This window comes from Hymenobacter aranciens, from assembly GCF_030580865.1.
Classification (GTDB): domain Bacteria; phylum Bacteroidota; class Bacteroidia; order Cytophagales; family Hymenobacteraceae; genus Hymenobacter; species Hymenobacter aranciens.
On record NZ_JAUQSY010000009.1, the window covers coordinates 57,829 to 79,036 of the forward strand.

The following is a 21,208-nucleotide window of genomic DNA, read 5'->3' on the forward strand; positions in this document are numbered from 1 at the left end:
TCACTGCGTTCAGCATGACAGACGTTTACACTGCCAGCACAATCTTCCCGATGTGCGCGCTGCTCTCCATCAACCGGTGCGCTGCTACCGCCTCCGCCAGCGGGAAAGTTTGATGAATCACTGGCCGGAATTTCCCCGCCGCCAGTAGCGGCCAGACGTGCCGTTCCACTTCCGCCGCCAGCGCACCTTTAAACTCGTTCGAGCGCGGGCGGAGGGTACTGCCGGTAATAGTGAGGCGCCGACGCATGACTTCCAGCGCGTTAAACTCGCCCTTATTGCCCTGCATGGCATTGATGAATACCAGCCGGCCATCGTCCTTCAGCAAGCGCAGGTTTTTGACAATGTACTCACCGCCAATCATATCGAGAATCACATCGACGCCTTCCGCTTGCAGCACCTGCTCAAAATCTTCGGTTTTGTAGTTAATGGCCCACTCCGCTCCCAGCTCACGGCAGGCCTGGCACTTGGCCGCATCGCCCGCCGTCACGGCCACCCGGCTACCCAGCGCCACCGCCAGCTGAATAGCCGTGGTGCCGATACCGCTGCTGCCGCCATGCACCAGCAGCGTTTCGCCCGGCTGCAAGCTGCCCCGCTGAAATACGTTGTGCCACACGGTAAATACCGTTTCGGGCAGCGCGGCGGCCTCGGCCATGGATAAGCCGGCGGGCACCGGCAGACAATGCCGGGCATCTACCACGGCATATTCAGCATACCCGCCGGCCGGCAGCAACGCGCACACCGCGGCGCCGGGCTGCCAGCGGCTGACTTCAGCCCCACATTCTTCCACGATGCCCGCAATTTCCAAACCCGGCACCAGCCCGCTTACGTCGCCGCTGCCCGCGTATTTGCCTTGCCGCATCAGCACATCGGGGCGGTTTACCCCGGCGGCCTGCACGCGCACTAGGACTTCGTGAGCGGTGGGCTTGGGCCTAGGCTGCTCCTGCAGCCGCAATACTTCTGGCCCACCGGGCTGCTGAATGACAATTGCTTTCATAGAAAGAAAAGAAAATGATGGAAACAAAAAACGGCTCCGTAGAGCCGTTTTACAAAAAGCATTGCCTAAGCAAAAAAGTTATTGCGCGTCGCGCTGCTGCCGCAGCGTTTGCACTTCCCGCTCCAAATCCAGGGTGCGGAACATCACCTTAGCTTCCAAATCGGAATAAGCCAGCTCCAGCTGCTCGCGCATCTGGCGCTGCTCCTCAATATCGGTGCAGGTGCCAAACCAGGCCACAATCTGCCCGCTCTCGTCGCGCCGCGGCAGGGCCTGCCCCAGAAACCAGCGGTAGCTACCCGCCTGGCTTTTAAAGCGGTATTCGATGCGATAGTAATCGCCGGTGGCCAGCGAGTGGCCCCATACCTGGCGGGCGCGCTGCTGGTCGTCGGGATGCAGCAGGTTGTTCCACATATCCGGGCCCACGCTCATCGGCACAGTGTAGCCCGTGTAGTCTACCCAGCGCTGGTTGAAATAGGTATGGTTGCCCTCCGGGTCGGTAATCCACACCAGCTAATATTGTCAACTAAAAAAGCAAACTCTTCCTGCCCCAGACTAATCAACTCCGGTGCATTTTCGAGGGCATTGGCCGACGGACCAGTAGAATCAAGAGAACTCACGGATAGAAACGGTTAGTGGGGTGAACAGGAGATTTAAATTTGGCACCGGCTATACGCGTTCGAGCTGCATTTCCATGCCCGACGCAAAATAAAGGTTCAATTGGCTTTTGGCACCGTCGCTGGAGCGGCGCAGGCGCGTCACGAGGGCGCGCGTTTGCTCAGCGGGCAGCTCGAAGCGTAGGTAGGGGCGCTTGAGCAGGTCGTCGCGCAGTACGCTCCAGCGGCCCGACTGGTTATGACGGGCTTCGGGGGCCTGGGTTTCAAGGCGATTCGATTCTAGGCGCAGGCGGGCTGCCTGGGCCAGCGGGCTGCCGGGGTCATTGCTATTCAATACCCGACTCGCCACCTGCCAATCACCGGCGAAGTAGTCGTCGGGCAGGTTTTGTAGATTAATATCCAGCAGAAGGTCAGACATGAAAGGGCGAACAGTGTTCAGGCTTCAAAAATACGAGCAGCGGCCGGCCTTCGCAACGAATAAATACGTAAAATAGGCGGCCGGCCCCGGCAGATTTCACCCAACCGAGGCCCACTGCAAACCCCGACTGTAGCACCCGCGTTCCCGCAATTCGTACATAACTTTGGGATTCCTGAAAGCCAGCCCTATGAAGATTAAAAAACCGCGCTTCTTCCCGGCGCTGGCTGGCGCGGCCCGCCTCACCGGCCTAGCCGCCTGGCAAACCGGCCGCCTTTTCCACCAGCTTGCCGCCCGCGCCCTCGATTCGGTGCAGGACGTGCTGCGCACCGAAGTCGAAAAAGGCAACCTCAAGCTGGTCGCCGACTTTCTGGCCGACAAAGCATTGCCCGCCGTCCGGGTAATGTTGCTTGAGCGCATGACCGTGCGCCTGCTGGCCCGTATCGGTCTGCGCGGTGCCCTGGCTTCCAACGTAGTAGGCTGGATACTGCCTTTCGTCATCGAAAAGCTAATCATGGTGTCCAACAAAAGTGGCGTTTTCGACAAGCTCAAGGCCAACGCTACCGTGAGCGAAGGCCTGCACCGGCTCGACGAGCTGCGCCACACCGCCTGGAAAATGCTGGTACCCGACCCCGGCAGCAGCGCAGAGGTGGTGGAAGATGAGGAACCGAAACAACAGCTACTGCTGGCTCAACCGCAGACAGATTAGCTACACATATTTGCAAAAAAGCCCGGCCGCATAGTAGTGCAGCCGGGCTTTTTTAATTCAGCAGCAAGGCGCTACTTCACTTTGATACGCTTGCCATTGCTTTTCACTTTGGCACCCTCCGGTACGATAACTGCCTTTTCGCTTCGGGCGCGGGCCGGAGCAATCGGCGTTTGGTCAGTAGTCGTGGTGGTCGTTTCGGTGGTCGTGGATGCCGGCGGGGTTACCACGGTTTGGGTGGGGTAAGTGGTAGTGGTGGTGGCAGGCGCGGTGGTCGTCTGCTTGGTAGTGGTCGTTTGAGTAGTTTGGGCGCTGGCCGAATAGGCACCACCCGTCAGCAGAGCTGCAAGAACAACGAGGGTTTTCATGGCAAAAGAAATTGGAAAGGAAGAATGAATCTACCGCCGGGCATTGTCCGACAGCGTGGAGCATTTAACGCAAGCTGTTCCCAAAGGTTAAATTCGACTACTAAGTCCGACTCTTCCGAACGCAAAAAAAGCCGCCCCACACGGAACGGCTCTTTCCCAACCGGGGCGCGGCGAGAATTCCCACCCAACACCGGACCCGATTCTAACTTCTGGCGCCTACCGGCTGAACAATAGTTCGCGGTACTTTACCAGAGGCCAGTCCTCATCGTCCACCATCTGCTCGAGCTTGTCAACGGCGCGGCGGATGGGGTCGAATTTCGTTTTGATGTCGTCGCAGTACGCAATTGCGCGCTCGCGGCCATCCTCAATTTTGTTGGCTTCCTTGCGGGCGTCAATCATGGCGTCCACGTTGGTTTTGATGGTTGAAACGTAGCGCGAGATGCGCTTAATCATTTCCACCGTCACTTCGCTGTACTCGTCGGCCAGGCCGATTTCGCGCAGACCTTTTACGTTGTTAATGAGCTTGGTCTGGTACGAGATGGCCGTCGGAATGATGTGGTTCACGGCCAGGTCGCCCAGCACGCGGGCTTCAATCTGGATTTTCTTCTGGTAGTCTTCCAGCAGAATTTCGTGGCGGGCATGTAGCTCGGTGTGCGAGAAGATGCCGTGGCGGGCAAACAGCTCGGCGGCGTCGTTGCGTACGTAAGCATCGAGGGCCAGCGGCGTGGTGGGGATGTTGGCCAGCCCGCGGCGGGCGGCTTCTTCCTTCCACTCGTCCGAGTAGCCGTTGCCTTCGAAACGGATGTTCTTGGAGCTGATAACGTACTCGCGCAGCACGTCCACAATGGCCACTTCCTTCTTTTTGCCCTGCTCGATGTAGGCGTCAACCGACTTTTTGAAATCAATCAGCTGGTCGGCCACGATGGCGTTGAGCACCGTCATGGCCGAGGCGCAGTTGGCCGAGGAGCCCACGGCGCGCAGCTCGAACTTATTGCCGGTGAAGGCGAAAGGCGAGGTACGGTTACGGTCGGTGTTGTCGAGCAGGATGGGCGGAATCTTGTCGATGCCCAGCTTGAGGTAGATGTTGTCGCCCTTGTCGAGCGGCAGCTTAGCGGTGCGCTCCAACTCGTCCAGCACGCCGTCCAGCATCGAGCCCAGGAACACCGACATGATGGCCGGCGGCGCTTCGTTGGCGCCAAGGCGGTGGTCGTTGCTAGCCGAAGCGATGCTGGCGCGCAACAGGTCGCCGTAGCGATGTACGGCCTTCACCGTGGTGATGAAGAAGGCCAAGAACTGCAGGTTTTCCTTGGGGCGCTTGCCGGGGGCCAGCAGGTTCACACCGGTGTCGGTGCTCATGGCCCAATTGTTGTGCTTGCCCGAGCCATTCACGCCGGCGAAAGGTTTTTCGTGCAGCAACACTTTGAAGTTGTGGCGCTCGGCCACGCGCTCCATCACGTCCATCAACAGCTGGTTGTGGTCGATGGCGAGGTTGGCATCCTCAAAGGTAGGCGCGCACTCGAACTGATTGGGAGCTACTTCATTATGACGCGTGCGCAGCGGAATACCCAGCTCGTTGGCTTCTTCCTCAAAGTCGAGCATGAAGGCGTGGGCGCGGGCCGGGATGGAGCCGAAGTAGTGGTCATCAAGCTGCTGGCCTTTGGCCGGCGCGTGGCCAAACAGGGTACGGCCGGTGAGCACGAGGTCGGGGCGGGCGTCGAACAGGGCGCGGTCCACAAGGAAGTATTCCTGCTCGATGCCGAGCGTAGTGTTCACGCGGGCTACGTCTTTGTCGAAGTAGTGGCACACGTCGAGGGCCGACTTTTCGAGCACAGCCAGCGACTTCAGCAATGGCGCCTTGTAGTCAAGGGCTTCGCCAGTGTAGGCCACGAAAATCGTGGGAATGCAGAGCGTCTTCGCCCCTACCGTTTCGATGATGAAAGCGGGCGAGGTGGGGTCCCAGGCGGTGTAGCCGCGGGCCTCGAAGGTGTTGCGGATGCCGCCGTTGGGGAACGACGAGGCATCGGGCTCCTGCTGCACGAGGGCCGAGCCCTTGAAGTTCTCAATCGGCCGACCGTCGGAATTGAGGTCGAAGAACGAGTCGTGCTTCTCGGCGGTGGCGCCGGTGAGGGGCTGAAACCAGTGCGTGTAGTGCGTGGCGCCCTTGGCCATGGCCCAGGTTTTCATGGCCGAAGCCACGGCGTCGGCCACGCTGCGCTCCACAGTAGCGCCTTGTTTAATAGCAGCCTGCAGCTTCTTAAAGTAGTCGCTGGGCATCGTCGCCCGCATGGCTTCGGTATTGAACACGTTTTTGCCGTAGCTGTCGGAGCGGCGAACGGTGCTGGGGGTTACCGTTTTCGCGTGACGCTTGGTTACGAGTTCAAGGGCATTAAAGCGCAGAATGGCCATGGCGGGTGGGAGTATTTTTAAAAAGCCTCGGGATTTTGGGTGACCGAGGAGAAGAGGGTGCGTTTTCTGAAGGCAAATGTACGGCAGCACCGCATTTTTTTCCAAACACCCCCAAGAAAATGCGCTGCATCTTCTGAAAAACCTTGATTTTTCTGACAAGCCCCCCCTAATATGGCTTCAACACCTCCGGCCAAAACGTTTGCGGCGTTTCTGCAAACGTTTGCGGTCATTTGGTTACCTATTGCTCTGCGGCTTTAGGCTACCCCCACTCCAACTCCCAGGGCCCATTTTCAGCAAATGCTTTTGGGTTTTTGTCTAAAAAAAAGTTGTCGACCCCAAAAAAAGTTAAAAAACAGTCCGGACCAGGGCCGTTTGGGGCGTCTATCTTTGCCCAGTGAAGAACCGATTCGTGTTTCAGCCGCGCTATTTTTTGTTCTGGCTCCTGTTTTTTGGCCTGAGCCGGGGCCTGTTTTTGCTTTATCACGGGGCGGCAGCCCGGCAACTTTCGACCGGCACGGTGGCGAGCACCTTTTTTTACGGGCTGCGGCTGGATGCTTCGGCAGCAGCTTACCTGTCGGCGGTGCCGTTTTTACTTTTTATAGTAAGTAGTCTGCTGGGACGACGCTTTCCGTTGGGCCGAATTATAGCCGTTTACACCGCCATCACCGGCGCGCTGATGGCAATACTCATCACCATCGATTTGGAGCTCTACCGCACTTGGGGCTTCCGGCTCGACGATACGCCGCTGCAATATCTGAGCTCGCCGGGCGAGATGGCGGCCTCGGCGGGCAGCTCGCCGGTTTGGCTGCTGCTGCTGTGCTTCGGCGGACTGCTGGGCGCCAGCTGGTGGCTGTATAAAAAGCTGCTGGGCAATTTGCCCGAGCTGCCGCCGTGGTTCGGCCGGCTGCGGGCCGCCTTGGCCGGGCTGCTCTACGCCTCCTTGTTAATACTGCCGCTACGGGGCGGCACCCAGCAGATTCCGCTCAACCAGAGTGACGTCTATTTCTCCGAGGTGCCGTTTGCTAACCACGCGGCCATCAACGCGCCCTGGAACCTGGTGAGTGCCTTGCTGCTGCGCACCGATGCCCGCCCACTCGCTCCTTTCATGGCCGATAGCACGGCGCGCCGGCTGGTGGCGCCGCTCTACCCCCTGGCCGTGGGCCAGCCCGCGCCGGCCGACTCCAGTGCCTCCCTCCTATCCGAGCCGCGGCCCAACGTGTTGTTTATCATCTTGGAAAGCTTCACGGCCAAGCTGGTGTGCAGCGTGGGCGGCGAACCGGGCGTGACGCCGGTGCTCGACAGCCTGGCGCGTACCGGCGTGCTATTCAAAAACGTGTATGCCGCCGGCGACCGCAGCCAGAAGGGCCTCGTTTCGCTGCTCTCAGGCTACCCGAACCAGCCCACGACCAGCATCATCAAGTTTCCGCGCAAGACGGAAAAGCTGCCGCACCTGTGCCAGTCGCTGGCGGCGGCGGGCTACAGTTCACACTATTATTATGGCGGCGAGCTGGCATTTGCCAACATGAAAAGCTACCTGCGCACGGCCGGCTACCAGAAGCTGACCGAGCGAGCCGACTTCAAGGCCAGCGAGCAGAACTCGAAGTGGGGCGCGCACGACCATATCCTATTTAATAAGGTACTCGCCGACCTACGCCAGCAGCCGCAGCCGTTTTTCGTCACGGCCTTCACGCTCAGCAGCCACGAGCCATTTGATGTGCCCATGAAGACGAAGTTTCCGGGTTCCGAAGAGCCGAATATGTTTCGCAATTCGGTGTATTATACCGACCAATCACTAGGCAAATTCTTAAAAGAAGCCCAAAAACAGCCCTGGTATGCCCACACGCTGCTGGTGCTGGTGGCCGACCACGGACACCTGCTGCCCGGCTACTCAAAAAACGACGTGCCGGAGAAATTTCACATTCCGTTGGTGCTGGCGGGCGGCGCCCTGCGGCCGGAAGACCGGGGGAAGGTGGTAAATACCATTGGCTCGCAAACTGACGTAGCCGCCACATTGTTGCGGCAGCTGCAACTCCCGGCCCAACAGTACATCTGGAGCCGCGACCTGCTGAACCCGCAGGCGCTGCCCTTTGCCTACTATTGCTATACCGACGGCCTGGGCACGGTGAGCCCGGCCGGCACGGTAACCTTCGATAACGTGGGCCGCCGGGTGACGCACCGCGACCCGGCCGTGCCTGATGCGCAACTGCAGCTGGGCCAGGCCATGGAGCAACTGACGATGGAGGATTTTGCGCGGCGCTGATGGGTAGCGCGGATTTTTATTCTGGAGCCGGCTGCGCCGGGCCCGGCGCGCACTGCAGTTCCGCGTTACCGCCCGGTCGCCGTACCTTTGTGGTCTTATGCCTACTCCCCAATCCGTTGCTTTTTATACCCTCGGCTGCAAACTCAATTTCTCCGAAACGTCGGCCATTGGTCGGCAATTCGAAGAAAAGGGCTTTCAGAAAGTCGCTTTCGAGGCCGGGGCCGATTTATACGTTATCAATACCTGCTCCGTCACCGACCACGCCGACCGCAAGTGCCGCAAAGTGGTGCAACAGGCCCTGAAACACAACCCCGAAGCCTTCGTGGCCATCGTGGGCTGCTACGCCCAGCTCAAACCCCGGGAAATTTCGGAGATTCCCGGCGTGAGTGCCGTGCTGGGCGCCGCCGAGAAATTTCAGCTCGTGGATATTCTGGCTGATTTTCAGAAGCCGGCCACCGGGCAGCCGGGCGCCGTGCACGCTTCGCCCATCTCGGAGGCCAACGAGTTTGTGCCCGCGCATTCCTTCGGCGACCGCACCCGTACCTTTCTCAAAGTGCAGGATGGCTGCGACTACTCCTGCTCGTTCTGCACTATTCCGCTGGCGCGGGGCGGCAGCCGTTCGGGCTCGGTGGCCTCGGTGGTGGAGCGCGTGGAGAAGCTGGCCGAAACCAGCGTGAAGGAAATCGTGCTCACGGGCGTCAACCTCGGCGATTTTGGCCTGCAAGGCCCGGGACGCGAGCGCCGCGAAGACTTTACCCAATTGGTAAAAGCACTGGATAACGTAACTGATATTCGCCGTTTCCGCATTAGTAGCTGCGAGCCTAATTTGCTGACGGATGACATTCTGGAAACCGTAGCGGTTTCGCAGCGCTTTATGCCGCATTTTCACATTCCGCTGCAAAGCGGCTCCGATAAAATCCTGGGGCTGATGCGCCGCCGCTACCGCCGGGCGCTGTATGCCCAGCGCGTGGCCCGCATCAAGGAGTTAATGCCGCACGCCTGCATCGGGGTCGATGTGATTGTGGGCTTCCCGGGGGAAACGGAGGCGGATTTTCTGGACACTTACCAGTTTCTGAACGAGCTGCCCATCAGCTACCTGCACGTGTTCCCCTACTCGGAGCGGGCTGATACGCTGGCCCCCACCCTGCCCGGCCGGGTGCAGGACCGCGTGCGGCACGAGCGCACCACGCAGCTCCGCAGCCTTTCGGAAAAGAAAAAACGCGCTTTCTACGAGGAGCATCTGGGTCTGGAAACCGAAGTTTTGTTCGAGGACGACGTGACCGACGGGCGTATTGAGGGCTTCACACCCAACTACATCCGCGTAGCGGCGAAATACGACCCGCTGCTGGTGGGCGAGCTGAAACCGCTGCGCCTGACGCAAGTGAATGCGCTGGGGCTAATGGAAGCCGAAGAAGTAGGAATTCTTGTCTAAACCACGGATGGACAGGGATTTTGTGGACGATTAAAAACCAAAAAGGCCACCCGAATGGGTGGCCTTTTCTCCTTTTGTAATCCCCCGGATAGAGTACCATCTACAAAATCCGTGGAATCCGAAAAATCCGTGTCCATCCGTGGTTCAGACAGTCCGCTGGGCCAGCTCCAGCATCTGCCGGAGCATTTGCTGCTGCTCCAGCAGGTGCTGGTTGCGGAGCTCGGCCAGGGCCAACTGGTGCTGCAGGTGCTGCGTGTGCAGGGCCGCCGACACGTAGGCGTCGGCGTAGAGTGAGGCGGCGGGGGCGGCGGCTACGCTGGGCAACATGACGGGGGTAGGCGCCGGTTGGGCGGCAGTCGGAACCGGGGTTTCCGGGGCTAATTGCGGGGCGGCAGCCGACGGTATTTCGGGAGCGGCGACGGGTGTGGGCTGCGGTTCGGCAGGCTGGATAGCGGGCGGAGCTTCGGTAGCGGCAGCCATTTTGGGCGCCGCTACTGGCTGCGGTTGCGGTGGATTTTCGCCGCTCAGCAGCATGGGCCCCTGGCCGAGCATCACCCAATCGCGCGACACATTTGGATAAACCTCAAAAACGCGTTGCAGCAGGTCGAAGCCGGGTTTGTTGCGGCCATCAAGCAGGTGCTGGATGACGCTGGCCGTCTTGTCAAGCGACATGGCGAAAGCATTCTTGGTGATGCCAAGGTGCTGGATAAGTTGGGCAAACCGCTGATTAATGGTAGTAGACACGCAAACTTCACAAATGTAGAACACCACAAATGTATAAAATCCGCGGCTACCAGCGCCGTTTGGGCATTTTTTTGCTGGCAGCGGCGGCCTGCACCAGCGGTGTCAGGATGCTGCGCGGCTGCAGGCGGGCCCAGGGAAAAGTGTACATGTCGTCGGGCAGAAACTCAAAGTCAAAGCGCGACATTTGTACCGGGTGAAACAGCAGCAGCGCGTCGGGCGTCAGGGCAAAACTATCCAGGCTTGCCTCGGCCCCATCGGCAGTATCGATAGCTTGGCCGCGCTGTGGCGTGGTGTCCCAGTTTTCGATTTGGTACACTTCAGCCATGCGGGCAATACGGGTCGAGTCGTCGCCATAGGCGGCGGCCGCGTCGGCCAGATTACCGCGCAGGCGGCGGCTGACGGCCGCCTGCAGCCGGCGGCCAAGTTGGTCAGGCGGGTCGGCTACAAGGTAGCATACGGTGAGTTGGCGGCCGGTGCGCAGGTCGAACGTCAGGTATTCGCCGGAGGGTTCCAGCAGTCCCCGGTAGCTACTGATGAAGCCCAGCGACAGAAGATAATTCTGATTCAGCAGCACCTCATATTCAGTATCGGTGATGCCTTCGCCACCAGCCATCCAGCTTTGCGTGTATTCATCGAAACAGCACAGCCGCTCGGCCTCGCGCAACTGCTGGCGCGGACTGGCTGTCGAATCGACCTCCCCGAAACTTCGGGCTCTGAAATGTCGCATCAGCGTCCGGTTGATGCGCCTGGTCACGACAGCATCCGGCAGCTTCACCTGTGGTACCTGAAAACGCAGGCTTGTGCCGGGAGTAGTAATGCTGAACACCTGCGCCCGGCTGCCGGGCGCTATTTGCGCCAGCACCTCTCCTACCCCAATCCAAAAAACTACCAACCCCAAAACCACCTCACGCATCCGTTTCATCCGTCAAATCCGTTTGAATTCGCGGCCCCTATTCGTAGCGCAAACTCTCAATCGGGTCCAGCGCCGCCGCCTTGCCGGCCGGGTAATAGCCGGCAATCAGCCCCACGGTGACGCAGATGGAGAAGCCCAGCGCCATCCACAGCCAGGGCACGATGAACGAGCCCGAGCCCACGAACAGCGACACGGCATTGCCGCCCAGGATGCCCAGCAGAATGCCCAGCGCCCCGCCCAGCAAGCAGATAACGATGGCCTCGATGAGAAACTGCTGCCGGATTTGCTTCGAAGTAGCGCCCAGCGCCTTACGCACCCCGATTTCGCGGGTGCGCTCCGTGACGGACACCAACATGATGTTCATCAGCGCAATACTGGCGCCGAGCAGGGTAATAAAGGCAATGATGCCGCCGCCGAATTTCATCTTGCCCGTGAGCTGGTCGAGGTCCTTGGCCATGGCCTCGCTGCTTTCCACCTCGAAGGAATCTTCCTGGCCCAGCGGGTCGTGGCGCACGGCGCGCATGGTGCCGGTGGCCTGGCCCATGAGGTACTGCATGGTTTCGGGGCGGGTGGTGGCGGTTTTGATGTCGTAGGTGAGGGCGCGGCTGCGGGGCAGCTGGTTGCCGGTTTCGAGCGGGATGAAGGCAATGCGGTCGGCCCCGCCGCCGCCCATGGTGCTGCCGCTTTTTTCGAGCATGCCTACTACCAGGAAGCGCCGGCCCAGCGCCGACACGTATTTGCCCACGATGGACTGACGCGGGTAGAGCTTCTGCTGAATTTCCTGGCCCACAATGATGACGTTGGCCCCACTGCCGAGCTCGGCCTGGGAAAACAGGCGCCCGGCCGCTAGGTTGTAGCCCTGGATGCGCAGGTAGTTCTCGTCGCCGGCCACTACCTGCATGTTCGGGTTGGTTTTCTGGCCGTTGGCTTTCACCTCGACGGCCCCGGCGATGAAGGCCGACAAACCCACCTGGGCTTCGCCGCCCATCTGCTGCTTGTATTGCCGGGCCTGCAGGTAGCTGATGGCCGGGTACTGCTTGCCCTGCCGGCCGCCACGCCGAAACTGGTTGGTGTAGCCCTTGGCCTTCACCTCGAAGGAATTGGCCCCGAGGCTGGCAAAGGTTTCCGATAGCGAGCTTTTCATGGCGTCGATGCCCGTGAGAATGCCCACCAGTGCAAAAAGCCCAATACTGACAATGAGCGCCGTGAGCACCGTACGCAGGAGGTTGCCGCGAATGGAGCGCAGGGCTTCCAGGATGTTTTCAAAGATGTTCATGGGTCAACAGGAAGCGGGAATGTAAAAGTACCGTCGGCCGGGGCTTTGCCCAGCTGGCTTAGCCCCCTGCCAGCCCCAGAATACCCAACACCAGCCCACCGATGGTGGCAAAGCCCGACGCTATCAGTGCCAGCACTAAGAGTACCGTCCGGAAGCCCGTATTGGGCATGATGCTCAGCTTATCGCCGGGCTTAAACTGCTCGGCATCGGGGTTTAGCAGTTCGTATTCACCTTGCTCATCTGCCTCGAAAGTGCTGATACGCATGGTGGTTTCGCCGCTCATATTCGTGCGTTTCACCCAGCCCAGGCTGCTGGGGCGCAGCCACTGCTCGCGCCCACCTGGCAGCAGGCGAACCAGCAGCGCTATTTCCGGCAGCTGAAAAAAGGAGAACTGGTTGGGTCGGGTGCAGCCGATTTCGTAGGTACCGCGCTTGGTCAGGACGAAGCGAAATTCCTTTTGCGACGCGGGTATCGTGAAGGCATTTTCAGTGGGGTTGAACATCCGAATGGCCCAACCGATACTTTTGACCAAGCCGTACAATCCCAGCACCATAACCAGGAAGCTGGGCCCAACCCACCAAACGGGCAAATGCGTTGAACTGGTTACTGGCATGGCAGCGGGTGTTGAAAATGGTCGTAGCGCGGCGAATACCCCAAAGTTCGCCGCTGGCGCGTAACTTGAACCACCTTTGTGGCAACCTCGTTGGGCTCGTGCGGTTCTTTGGCTTAAAAACTATGCTCTTTAAACGTTTTTTATTTCCCGTCCTGTTGGCGCTGGCGTGGCTGGCGGCGCCCCTCGCGGCCCAGGCCAACCACGTGTTTATCCCGATGGATAACACCCAGAAGGAGCACCTAAAAGCATATGGGCTGGCCTTTTGGCTGCTGCAGCGCGAGGTGCCCGTCGATTGGTTGCTGAACTACCGGGGCGGCTCCTTCGCCTTCGAAACCGTGACCGGCGCCGAGAACGAGCTGGCCGTGCGCGGCATCACCTTCCAGGTGATTTCGGAGGCGCAGTACACCAGTATTCTTTCCGAAATAGCTGACCCCAACGCCAACATGGACGTGATGAAGCTGGAGAAGGTGCCCAAAATCGCGGTGTACACGCCCAAAGGCAAGCAGCCTTGGGACGACGCCGTGACCCTGGTGCTGAGCTACGCCGAAATTCCCTACGACCAGATTTACGACGACGAGGTGCTGGCTGGTGTGCTGCCTAAGTACGACTGGCTACACATTCACCACGAGGACTTTACCGGCGAATACGGCAAGTTCTACAGCAACTACCGCAACGCACCCTGGTACCAGCAGCAGCAGCGCGACGCCGAAGCCACCGCCAAGCGCAACGGCTTTGCCAAAGTGAGCCAGATGAAGGGTACGGTGACGGTGAAAATGCAGGAATTCATCGCCGGCGGCGGCTTTATGTTTGCCATGTGCGGTGCCACCGATACTTACGATATTGCCCTGGCGGGCCTGGGTATCGACATGGTAGAGAGCATGTACGACGGCGACCCCGCCGACCCTAACGCCCAGAGCAAGCTGAATTTCAACCGCACGCTGGCGTTCCAGAACTTCCAGCTCGTGCGCGACCCCTACCAGTACGAGTACTCCAACATCGACATGGACCCGCGCGAGCGCGGCCTGGGCGAGGGCAACGACTACTTCCAGCTCTTCACGTTCTCGGCCAAGTATGACCCCGTGCCCACCATGCTCTGCCAGGACCACGAGAAGGTCATCAAAGGCTTCATGGGCCAGACCACTGCGTTTCGCAAGCCGCTCATCAAGAACGACGTGACCATAATGGCCGACACCAAGCAGACCGGCGAGGCCCGCTACCTGCACGGTACGCTGGGCAAGGGCACTTGGACTTTCTATGGCGGCCACGACCCCGAGGACTACCAGCACATGGTGGGCGAAGAGCCGACCGACCTGTCGCTGCACCCCAATTCGCCCGGCTACCGGCTGATTCTGAACAATGTGCTGTTTCCGGCGGCCAAGAAAAAGAAGCAAAAAACCTGATTTAAAAAACCTTCCTGCCCAACCAGGAAGGTTTTTTTAGGTAGTTTTGCGCAAACGTTTGTGTTGTCATGGAGATGAAAAATATTCTGCGCGCTCTGCCGTTACTAATGGTGCTGGCCGCTTGTAAAAAGGATGATACGCCTGCTACTCCCGTCACTCCCGTTGCAGAGCCGGGCTATTACCGGGGGGCCGATTTGTCGTTTTCGCCGGAGCTGGTGGCTGCCAACGTTGGCTTCACCGACAACGGACAGCGCAGCACGCCCCTGGCTACCCTGAAGCGCCACGGTGGCAACCTGGTGCGCCTGCGCCTGTGGCACACGCCGACTGACGGCCACAGCGGCTTGGCCGAAGTGGCGGCCTTCGCCCGCCAGGCCAAGCAGGCTGGCTTATCAGTGTTGCTCGATATTCACTACGCCGATTCCTGGACCGACCCTAGCCAGCAGCCTACGCCCCGCGCCTGGCAGAACCTGTCGTATAGCGCATTGCAGGACAGTGTGTATGGCTACACCCGCCGGGTGCTACGGGTGATGAAAGCCCAGCAGGCCCAGCCCGCGCTGGTGCAAATCGGCAACGAGGTGAACGGCGGGATGCTCTGGCCGCAGGGACGGGTAAGCAGTGCCGCCGATTATGCCAAACTGGCTCCGCTGCTGCAGAAGGGGCTGGCGGCGGTGGCCGACGAAAACGCCGGCCTGACCCAGCCCATGCGTACCATTATTCATTTCGCCGGGGCCGAGTACGCCGTTAATTTCTTTGAGGCGCTGGCACAAAGGGGCGTGCAGCCCGACGTGCTGGGGCTCTCCTACTACCCGCAGTTTCATGGCAAAGACCTGGACCAGTGGCAGCAGTGGCTGACGACGCTGGTGCAGCAAACCAACCGCGACGTCCTGCTCTGCGAAACGGCCTATCCGTTTTCGCTTGGCTATGCCGATTACACGCACAACTCACTGGGATTGAGCTCACAGCTGATTCCGGATTATTCAGCTACGCCAGCCGGGCAGCAGGCCTATCTCAGCGAAGTCAACCGCCGGCTGAAGGCACTACCGGGCGGGCACGGCCTGGGATTTTGCTATTGGGCACCCGATTGGGTGGCCTGGCGCGGCCCCACGGCCACCAATGGCTCGGGCTGGGAAAACCAGGCGCTGTACGATTTCAACCTGAAGGCGCTACCGGCCTGGTCGGCGTTTGCCGAGTAGATACGTGCATCAATTAAAGGCGGGGGCCGTTAAGCAGACCTATGGAAGACCTCACCCACGCCAATTATGGCCTCTCAGCCAGTCAGGAAGAGTCCGATGATGACTTTTCCAACCCCCTGCCCCGCGCCGTGCTACGCAGCACTAACCACGTATTGCTCGACGGGGAATGGCATTTTGCCCTTGATGCTGATGATATAGGCCTGCGCGACAAATGGCATTTGGGCCACCGCTACGACTACACGGCCCAGTGGCCCGGCTCGGTAGAACACCATTTAGCCGAAGCCCACGGCCTGGCTAGTCCGGCCGTGTGGCACGACCGGGTGGTGGTGTGGTACGAGCGCACATTTGAGCTGCCCAGCCGCGCTGGCATCGACCTCAAAAAAGACCTGCTGCAGCTGACTTTTGGCGCCTGCGGCTACGAGACACGGGTGTGGCTCAACGGCACGCTGCTGCGCACGGTGGAGGGTGAGGAAATCCATTATGGCGAGTACACCTCGTTTTCCTACGAGCTGGATGAGAGCATTCTACGGCCTATAAACCGTCTCACGGTGCGTATTGCCGACACGATGGACGCTGACGTACCCCGCGGCAAGCAGGAGTCGCACGTGTACAAGCGCGGCGGCATCTGGTACCAGACCTACACCGGAGCCGTGCGCTCGGTATGGCTCGAAATGGTGGAGCGCAACCGCCTGCGCTCGCGGGTGGGCGTGGTGAGCATCGTGGAAGACCAGCTGGTGCGCTTCAACCTCACCATGCGGATTCACGATGCCGGCCGCTACGTGGTGCGCCTGCGGGTGTTCGACCTGCACGCCGCCGACGATGCCGCGCCGCGGGCTCTCTCCGACTTCCCGCTGCCGCTGAGCGCCGGGCAGCACGAGCAGCGCCTGGTGGTGGAGGTGCCCGGCGCCCGTCTTTGGAGTCCCGACGAGCCCGTGCGCTACCGCCTGGTAGCCGAGCTGATTGACGAAAGCGGCTACGTAGCGAGTATTGAGGCGCATTTTGGGTTGCGCAAGATTGAGTCGCGCGGCCGCTACGTGTACCTCAACAACGAAACCATCTACCTCGACGGTATTCTGTACCAGCCCGGCACGGCCAGCTACGAGCAGATGCGCCAGCACTTTCACGCCATGAAAGCGCTGGGCTGCAACCTAGTGCGCGTGCACATTGCCGGCGTCGACCCGCGCCTCTACAACCTGGCCGACGAGCTGGGCCTGCTGCTGTGGGTGGAGGTGCCCAGCCCCCATAGCTCGACGCCGCGCAGCCGCGAAAACCACCGCGCCGAGCTGCTGCGCATGCTGGCTCTCATCGAAACTCATCCGTCGGTGGTTATTTGGAGCTTGTATAACGAGGACTGGGGCGCCCAGGACATCGCCACCAATCCCGAAACCCGCGCCTACATCACCGAGATGTACCACTTTATGCAGCTGGCGCACCCGCAGTTTCTGGTGGTGGATAACGACGGCTGGCACCACATTTCCTACACCGGCCGCCTGAAATCGGACCTGCTCACGGCCCACCTCTACACGCCCGACTTGAACCGCTGGCGCGAACTGCTCGACCGCCTGATTGGTGGCGAGCTGGAAGGCACAGCGGCCTTCCCGCTGGTGGTGGGCGACCCGTTCTTCTACCGCCGCCAAGTACCGCTCATCGTGAGCGAGTGGGGCGGCTTCGGCTTCCCCGACTACGGCGGGCCGCAGGATGCCGAGGCCCGCACGGCCAGCATCCGCGCCTTCAAGCAGGAACTGCGCCGCCGCCCCATTGCCGGCGATGTGTACACCCAGGCTACCAACATCGAGGACGAGCGCAACGGCCTCATCAATTTCCAGACCGGCGCGCTGGAGGTGCCCGAAGGGCTGCTCCACTCCGAGCCCGAGGAACCGCCCACAGCCCAGCCAGCGAGCTGATTTTCGCACCTTGAGAAAAGATGGTGAATCCTACCGTTACTTTGTAAGTCGGTTTATTCACCACCTTTTACCTTCATGTCCTTTCTATATCGTATCGGGCTGTTGCTGGCGCTGGCTGGCGGCCCGCTTCTCACCATTTCCAGCTGTTCTTCTGACAAAAAGGAAGACCCCCAGCCCACCACCGGCAGCCTGGCCGGCACTGTTAATCCCGCCGGTAGCCTTAGCAAGGTAACGGCCACCGACGCGGGCGGCCTCACCTTCGTGGCCACACCCGAAGCCAGCGGCGCCTTCACCATCGCCGACCTCAAGCCTGGCGTCTATATCCTCAGCTTCACCCCCGCCACCGGCTATCTGCAGCCCGGCACCCGTAGTATCACGATAGTGGCCGGCCAGAAAGCCGCCGCCGGCACCGTCGAAGTAGAGTCGGACGGCTCGATTCGGAGTGGCACCGTGAGCTGGAACCGCGACGGCGTGGCCTATTCGACCACAACCGTGCAAGGCAGCTACGCACCACAGTTCGCGGGCGCTAACACCCTGATGCTGCTAGCCAAGGCAGCCACCGGCGGTACCCAAAACCAGGTCGACATCCGTATTGACTACCTGACCAGCCTGGCCCCCAACACCTACCAGCTACGCCGCACCACGGGCCCGGGCGGCGTGTCGGAAGGATTTTACACCACGAGCGGGGCCTCGGCCACCAGCTTCTACGTCGTCGACACGGGCAGCCTCACCATCACGTCTTTCGACGCCACTACCCGCGTCCTGAGCGGCACCTTCGCTTTCACCGCCGACGGGTTCAACAACACGACCGGTACTACCAGCATCAGCAACGGCACCTTCCGGGTACAGCTCTAGTGGCTGGGGCTCTCGCCATCACGACTAGGTTGCCGGTTAGCATGGCCTTTTTAACCTGAAAAGCGCCCTGGCGGTACGAAGCTGCCGGGGCGCTTTTTTATGCCTTCGAGCTAACCCTCACTCAACGCTGCCGGTTGTAGCTGAAGTATCTTTGCACCGCGCTGCCCCCGGCGCGCCCACTCCGCTTTTCCGCCCCAATGTCCATTACCAAAGAAGCCATACTAAAAGCCCTCAGCTACGTGGAAGAGCCCGACCTGGGCCAGGACCTCGTGACGCTGAACATGATTGAGAACATTGAAATCGACGGCCTCACCGTCAGCTTCACCGTTGTGCTCACCACGCCGGCCTGCCCGCTCAAGCAACTCATTCACGACGCCTGTGAGCGCGCCATCCACACCATGGTGGAGAAGGACGCCAACGTGGTCATCCAGATGACCTCGCGCGTGACCTCCATGCGCAACAACCGTGACGTGCTGCCCGGCGTGAAAAATATCATTGCCATTGCCTCGGGCAAGGGTGGCGTGGGTAAAAGCACCGTCACGGCCAACCTGGCGGTGGCCCTGGCCGCTTCCGGCGCCAAGGTCGGCCTGGTCGATGCCGATATTTCGGGCCCCAGCATGCCGGTGATGTTTGGCGTAGAAGACGCGCAGCCGCACGTGTTCCAGGGCCCGAACGGCAAAAACCTCATCCAGCCCATCGAGAAATACGGCGTCAAGCTGATGAGTATCGGCTTCCTGGCTCCGGCCGAGGCGGCCATCGTGTGGCGCGGCCCCATGGCCTCGTCGGCGCTGAAACAGTTTATTACTGAAGTAGATTGGGGGGAGCTCGACTACCTGCTGCTCGACCTGCCGCCCGGCACTTCCGACATCCACCTCACGCTGGTGCAAACCGTGCCCGTGACCGGCGCCGTCATCGTCACGACGCCGCAGAAAGTGGCCCTGGCCGACGCCCAGAAAGGCCTGCAGATGTTCCGCCAGCCTCAAATCAACGTGCCGGTGCTGGGCGTCGTCGAAAACATGGCCTGGTTTACCCCGGCCGAGCTGCCCGACAGCAAATACTACATCTTCGGCGAAGGTGGCGGCCAGCGCCTGGCCACCCAGCACGACCTGCCGCTGCTGGGCCAGCTGCCGCTGGTGCAGTCCATCCGCGAAAACGGCGACCAGGGCCAGCCGGCCGTGCTCGACCCCGGGTCGGCAGTAGGTCAGGCGTTTGCCGAACTGGCCGAAACCATCGCCCGCCAAATCAGTATCCGTAACAACCGCGCCCCCAAAACGCAGGTGGTGCAGATGAACTCGTAGCGGCGCGGAATTAAGCCGCCGTTTATGCCGTTCTTTGTCCTGATTCCCTCCCCGTGCGGCGTGCTACCGCGCCCTAGTCCCGTTAGAAAATGATTGCCGAACATCCTCTCCTGCCCCGCATCGAAGCCGCTCTGGATGGCCTGCGCCCCTACCTCGCCACCGACGGTGGCAACGTGCGCGTAGCCAACATCACCGAAGAAGGCGTGCTGCAGCTCGAATGGGAAGGCGCCTGCGGGGCCTGCCCCATGTCGCCAATGACCCGCGCCGGCCTCGAAGACACTGTACGCAAGGCCGTGCCGGAAATCACGGCCGTTGAAGCGAAGTAAAATCTACTTTCTGGTCTTCGGCAAACAAAGCACGTCATGCTGAACGCAGTGAAGCATCTTTACCGCCATAGTAATTCAGTTTACTGACGCGGTAGAGATGCTTCACTGCGTTCAGCATGACGTGCTTTCTCGTGTGAATTGCTCTACTTTGCGCTGCAACGCTCTATTCTCTCCTCACATCCTGACTTTTCTCTCCCATGGCCACCTCGCCCAACTCGCCCACGTTGCGCTCTTGGATTGACATCCCGCCCCACCACGATTTCCCCATCCAGAACCTGCCCTTCGGCGTGTTTACCACCGAGTCGAGCGGACCGCGGCTGACGGTAGCCATTGGCGATTATGCGTTCGATTTGTACGCAGCCCATCAGTACCATTTCTTTGAAGACATTCCTGAATTAGCTGGCGTCGAGCCCAAAGTATTCCGTCGCCGCTCGCTCAATGCCTTTCTGCGCCTGGGACGGCCGGCATGGCGGGCCGTGCGCCAGCGCGTGAGCGAACTGTTGCGCCACGACAATCCCGAACTGCGCGACAACGCCGAAGCTGTGCGCGCCTGCCTCGTGCGCCAGCGCGACGTAACCATGCTGCGCCCCATTAAACCGCAGAACTACACCGATTTCTACAGCAGTATCGAGCACGCTACCAACGTCGGCATCATGTTTCGCGACCCGGCTAACGCCCTGCTGCCCAACTGGCGGCACATTCCCATCGGCTACCACGGCCGCACCAGCAGCATCGTGGCCAGCGGTACGCCCATCCGCCGCCCCAACGGTCAGCGCAAAGCCCCCGATGAAACCCAGCCCAGCTTCGGCCCCAGCCGCCAGCTCGATTTTGAGCTCGAAATGGCCTTTATCGTCGGCCAAAGCACCGAGCTCGGCCAGCCCGTGCCCATCGCGCAGGCCGAAGACCATATTTTCGGCCTCTGCCTCTTCAACGACTGGAGCGCCCGCGACCTGCAAAGCTGGGAATACGTGCCACTGGGCCCCTTCCTCGGCAAAAACTTCGGCAGCAGCGTGGCTCCCTGGGTGGTCACGCTCGATGCGCTGGAACCTTTCCGCATCGCCGGCCCTGTGCAGGAGCCCGCGCCCTTGCCCTACCTGCAGCTCCCTGGCGCGCACAACTTTGACGTACACCTCGAAGTGGCCCTGCAGCCCGAAGGCGGCACCGAAACCACCATCAGCCGCAGCAATTTCGGCCTGATGTACTGGAACATGGCTCAGCAGCTCGCCCATCACGCTTCCAACGGCTGCAACCTCGAAGCCGGCGACCTCTACGCCTCCGGCACCATCTCAGGCCCCACGCCCGACTCGCTCGGCTCGATGCTGGAGCTGGCCTGGCGCGGCACCCGCCCCCTACCCCTTCCCGACGGCTCGGAGCGCAAATTTCTGCTCGACGGCGACACGGTAACTATGCGTGGTTACGCCGAAAAGGACGGCGTGCGTATCGGCTTTGGCGAGGTTAGCGGGCAGGTGCTGCCGGCGCTGTAAATACAAT

19 protein-coding genes are annotated in these 21,208 nt (G+C 60.5%); 10 read left to right on the forward strand and 9 right to left on the reverse strand.

Annotated features, from left to right (window positions below):
• Nucleotides 1-25: 25 nt before the first annotated feature.
• The 3 genes from Q5H93_RS14380 to Q5H93_RS14390 all read right to left on the reverse strand — a co-directional run bounded on the left by Q5H93_RS14380 (nt 26) and on the right by Q5H93_RS14390 (nt 2,026).
• Complete coding sequence (locus tag Q5H93_RS14380) at nt 26-994, reverse strand: NAD(P)H-quinone oxidoreductase (RefSeq protein WP_305007260.1); 969 nt, start codon at nt 992-994, stop codon at nt 26-28.
• A gap of 78 nt (nt 995-1,072) precedes the next feature.
• Nucleotides 1,073-1,501, reverse strand: a complete 429-nt coding sequence (locus Q5H93_RS14385; RefSeq protein ID WP_305007261.1) for a PAS domain-containing protein — start codon at nt 1,499-1,501, stop codon at nt 1,073-1,075.
• 159 nt (nt 1,502-1,660) lie between these two features.
• Nucleotides 1,661-2,026 carry a hypothetical protein gene (locus tag Q5H93_RS14390; RefSeq protein WP_305007262.1) on the reverse strand — a complete coding sequence of 122 codons (366 nt, stop codon included), beginning with the start codon at nt 2,024-2,026 and terminating at the stop codon, nt 1,661-1,663.
• A gap of 187 nt (nt 2,027-2,213) precedes the next feature.
• On the opposite strand from Q5H93_RS14390, the gene Q5H93_RS14395 reads away from it, so the two are divergent.
• A complete protein-coding gene (locus Q5H93_RS14395) occupies nt 2,214-2,732 on the forward strand; it encodes a hypothetical protein (RefSeq protein ID WP_305007263.1) in 519 nt (172 codons plus the stop codon).
• A 71-nt stretch (nt 2,733-2,803) separates the two neighbouring features.
• Here the strand turns inward: Q5H93_RS14395 and Q5H93_RS14400 are convergent, their stop codons facing one another.
• Both Q5H93_RS14400 and Q5H93_RS14405 read right to left on the reverse strand, forming a co-directional pair.
• A complete protein-coding gene (locus Q5H93_RS14400; protein ID WP_305007264.1) occupies nt 2,804-3,097 on the reverse strand; it encodes a hypothetical protein in 294 nt (97 codons plus the stop codon).
• A gap of 216 nt (nt 3,098-3,313) precedes the next feature.
• Entirely contained in the window at nt 3,314-5,503 is a 2,190-nt protein-coding gene (locus Q5H93_RS14405) for a glutamine synthetase III family protein (protein ID WP_305007265.1), read from the reverse strand.
• A gap of 394 nt (nt 5,504-5,897) precedes the next feature.
• Here Q5H93_RS14405 and Q5H93_RS14410 point away from each other — a divergent pair, with 394 nt between their 5' ends.
• Both Q5H93_RS14410 and mtaB read left to right on the forward strand, forming a co-directional pair.
• The gene (locus tag Q5H93_RS14410) at nt 5,898-7,763 is read left to right on the forward strand and encodes an LTA synthase family protein (protein WP_305007268.1); all 1,866 of its coding nucleotides are present in this window, start codon (nt 5,898-5,900) and stop codon (nt 7,761-7,763) included.
• A 97-nt stretch (nt 7,764-7,860) separates the two neighbouring features.
• Entirely contained in the window at nt 7,861-9,195 is a 1,335-nt protein-coding gene (gene mtaB / locus Q5H93_RS14415; RefSeq protein ID WP_305007269.1) for a tRNA (N(6)-L-threonylcarbamoyladenosine(37)-C(2))-methylthiotransferase MtaB, read from the forward strand.
• A 144-nt stretch (nt 9,196-9,339) separates the two neighbouring features.
• Here the strand turns inward: mtaB and Q5H93_RS14420 are convergent, their stop codons facing one another.
• From Q5H93_RS14420 to Q5H93_RS14435, 4 genes are read right to left on the reverse strand one after another with little or no spacing between them, the layout of a single operon-like run.
• Complete coding sequence (locus Q5H93_RS14420) at nt 9,340-9,939, reverse strand: hypothetical protein (protein WP_305007270.1); 600 nt, start codon at nt 9,937-9,939, stop codon at nt 9,340-9,342.
• 46 nt (nt 9,940-9,985) lie between these two features.
• A complete protein-coding gene (locus Q5H93_RS14425) occupies nt 9,986-10,861 on the reverse strand; it encodes a hypothetical protein (protein ID WP_305007271.1) in 876 nt (291 codons plus the stop codon).
• A gap of 28 nt (nt 10,862-10,889) precedes the next feature.
• Nucleotides 10,890-12,128 (reverse strand): ABC transporter permease, encoded by a 1,239-nt coding sequence (locus Q5H93_RS14430; RefSeq protein WP_305007272.1) that lies wholly within the window; start codon nt 12,126-12,128, stop codon nt 10,890-10,892.
• Nucleotides 12,129-12,186: 58 nt separating this feature from the next.
• Nucleotides 12,187-12,630: a hypothetical protein gene (locus tag Q5H93_RS14435; protein WP_305007273.1), complete on the reverse strand. Its 444-nt coding sequence runs from the start codon at nt 12,628-12,630 to the stop codon at nt 12,187-12,189.
• A gap of 233 nt (nt 12,631-12,863) precedes the next feature.
• Between Q5H93_RS14435 and Q5H93_RS14440 the strand changes: the two genes are divergently transcribed.
• From Q5H93_RS14440 to fahA, 7 genes are all read left to right on the forward strand, one after another.
• A complete protein-coding gene (locus tag Q5H93_RS14440; protein WP_305007274.1) occupies nt 12,864-14,141 on the forward strand; it encodes an asparagine synthetase B in 1,278 nt (425 codons plus the stop codon).
• 74 nt (nt 14,142-14,215) lie between these two features.
• On the forward strand, nt 14,216-15,334 hold the full coding sequence (locus Q5H93_RS14445) for a glycoside hydrolase family 53 protein (protein ID WP_305007275.1): 1,119 nt from the start codon (nt 14,216-14,218) through the stop codon (nt 15,332-15,334).
• Between the two features lie 41 nt (nt 15,335-15,375).
• Nucleotides 15,376-17,238: a glycoside hydrolase family 2 protein gene (locus tag Q5H93_RS14450; protein ID WP_305007276.1), complete on the forward strand. Its 1,863-nt coding sequence runs from the start codon at nt 15,376-15,378 to the stop codon at nt 17,236-17,238.
• A 75-nt stretch (nt 17,239-17,313) separates the two neighbouring features.
• The gene (locus Q5H93_RS14455) at nt 17,314-18,093 is read left to right on the forward strand and encodes a hypothetical protein (protein WP_305007277.1); all 780 of its coding nucleotides are present in this window, start codon (nt 17,314-17,316) and stop codon (nt 18,091-18,093) included.
• A gap of 197 nt (nt 18,094-18,290) precedes the next feature.
• Nucleotides 18,291-19,391 (forward strand): Mrp/NBP35 family ATP-binding protein, encoded by a 1,101-nt coding sequence (locus Q5H93_RS14460; RefSeq protein ID WP_305007278.1) that lies wholly within the window; start codon nt 18,291-18,293, stop codon nt 19,389-19,391.
• A gap of 89 nt (nt 19,392-19,480) precedes the next feature.
• A complete protein-coding gene (locus tag Q5H93_RS14465; protein WP_305007280.1) occupies nt 19,481-19,717 on the forward strand; it encodes a NifU family protein in 237 nt (78 codons plus the stop codon).
• A gap of 197 nt (nt 19,718-19,914) precedes the next feature.
• The gene (gene fahA / locus Q5H93_RS14470; protein WP_305007281.1) at nt 19,915-21,201 is read left to right on the forward strand and encodes a fumarylacetoacetase; all 1,287 of its coding nucleotides are present in this window, start codon (nt 19,915-19,917) and stop codon (nt 21,199-21,201) included.
• Nucleotides 21,202-21,208 lie beyond the last annotated feature (7 nt).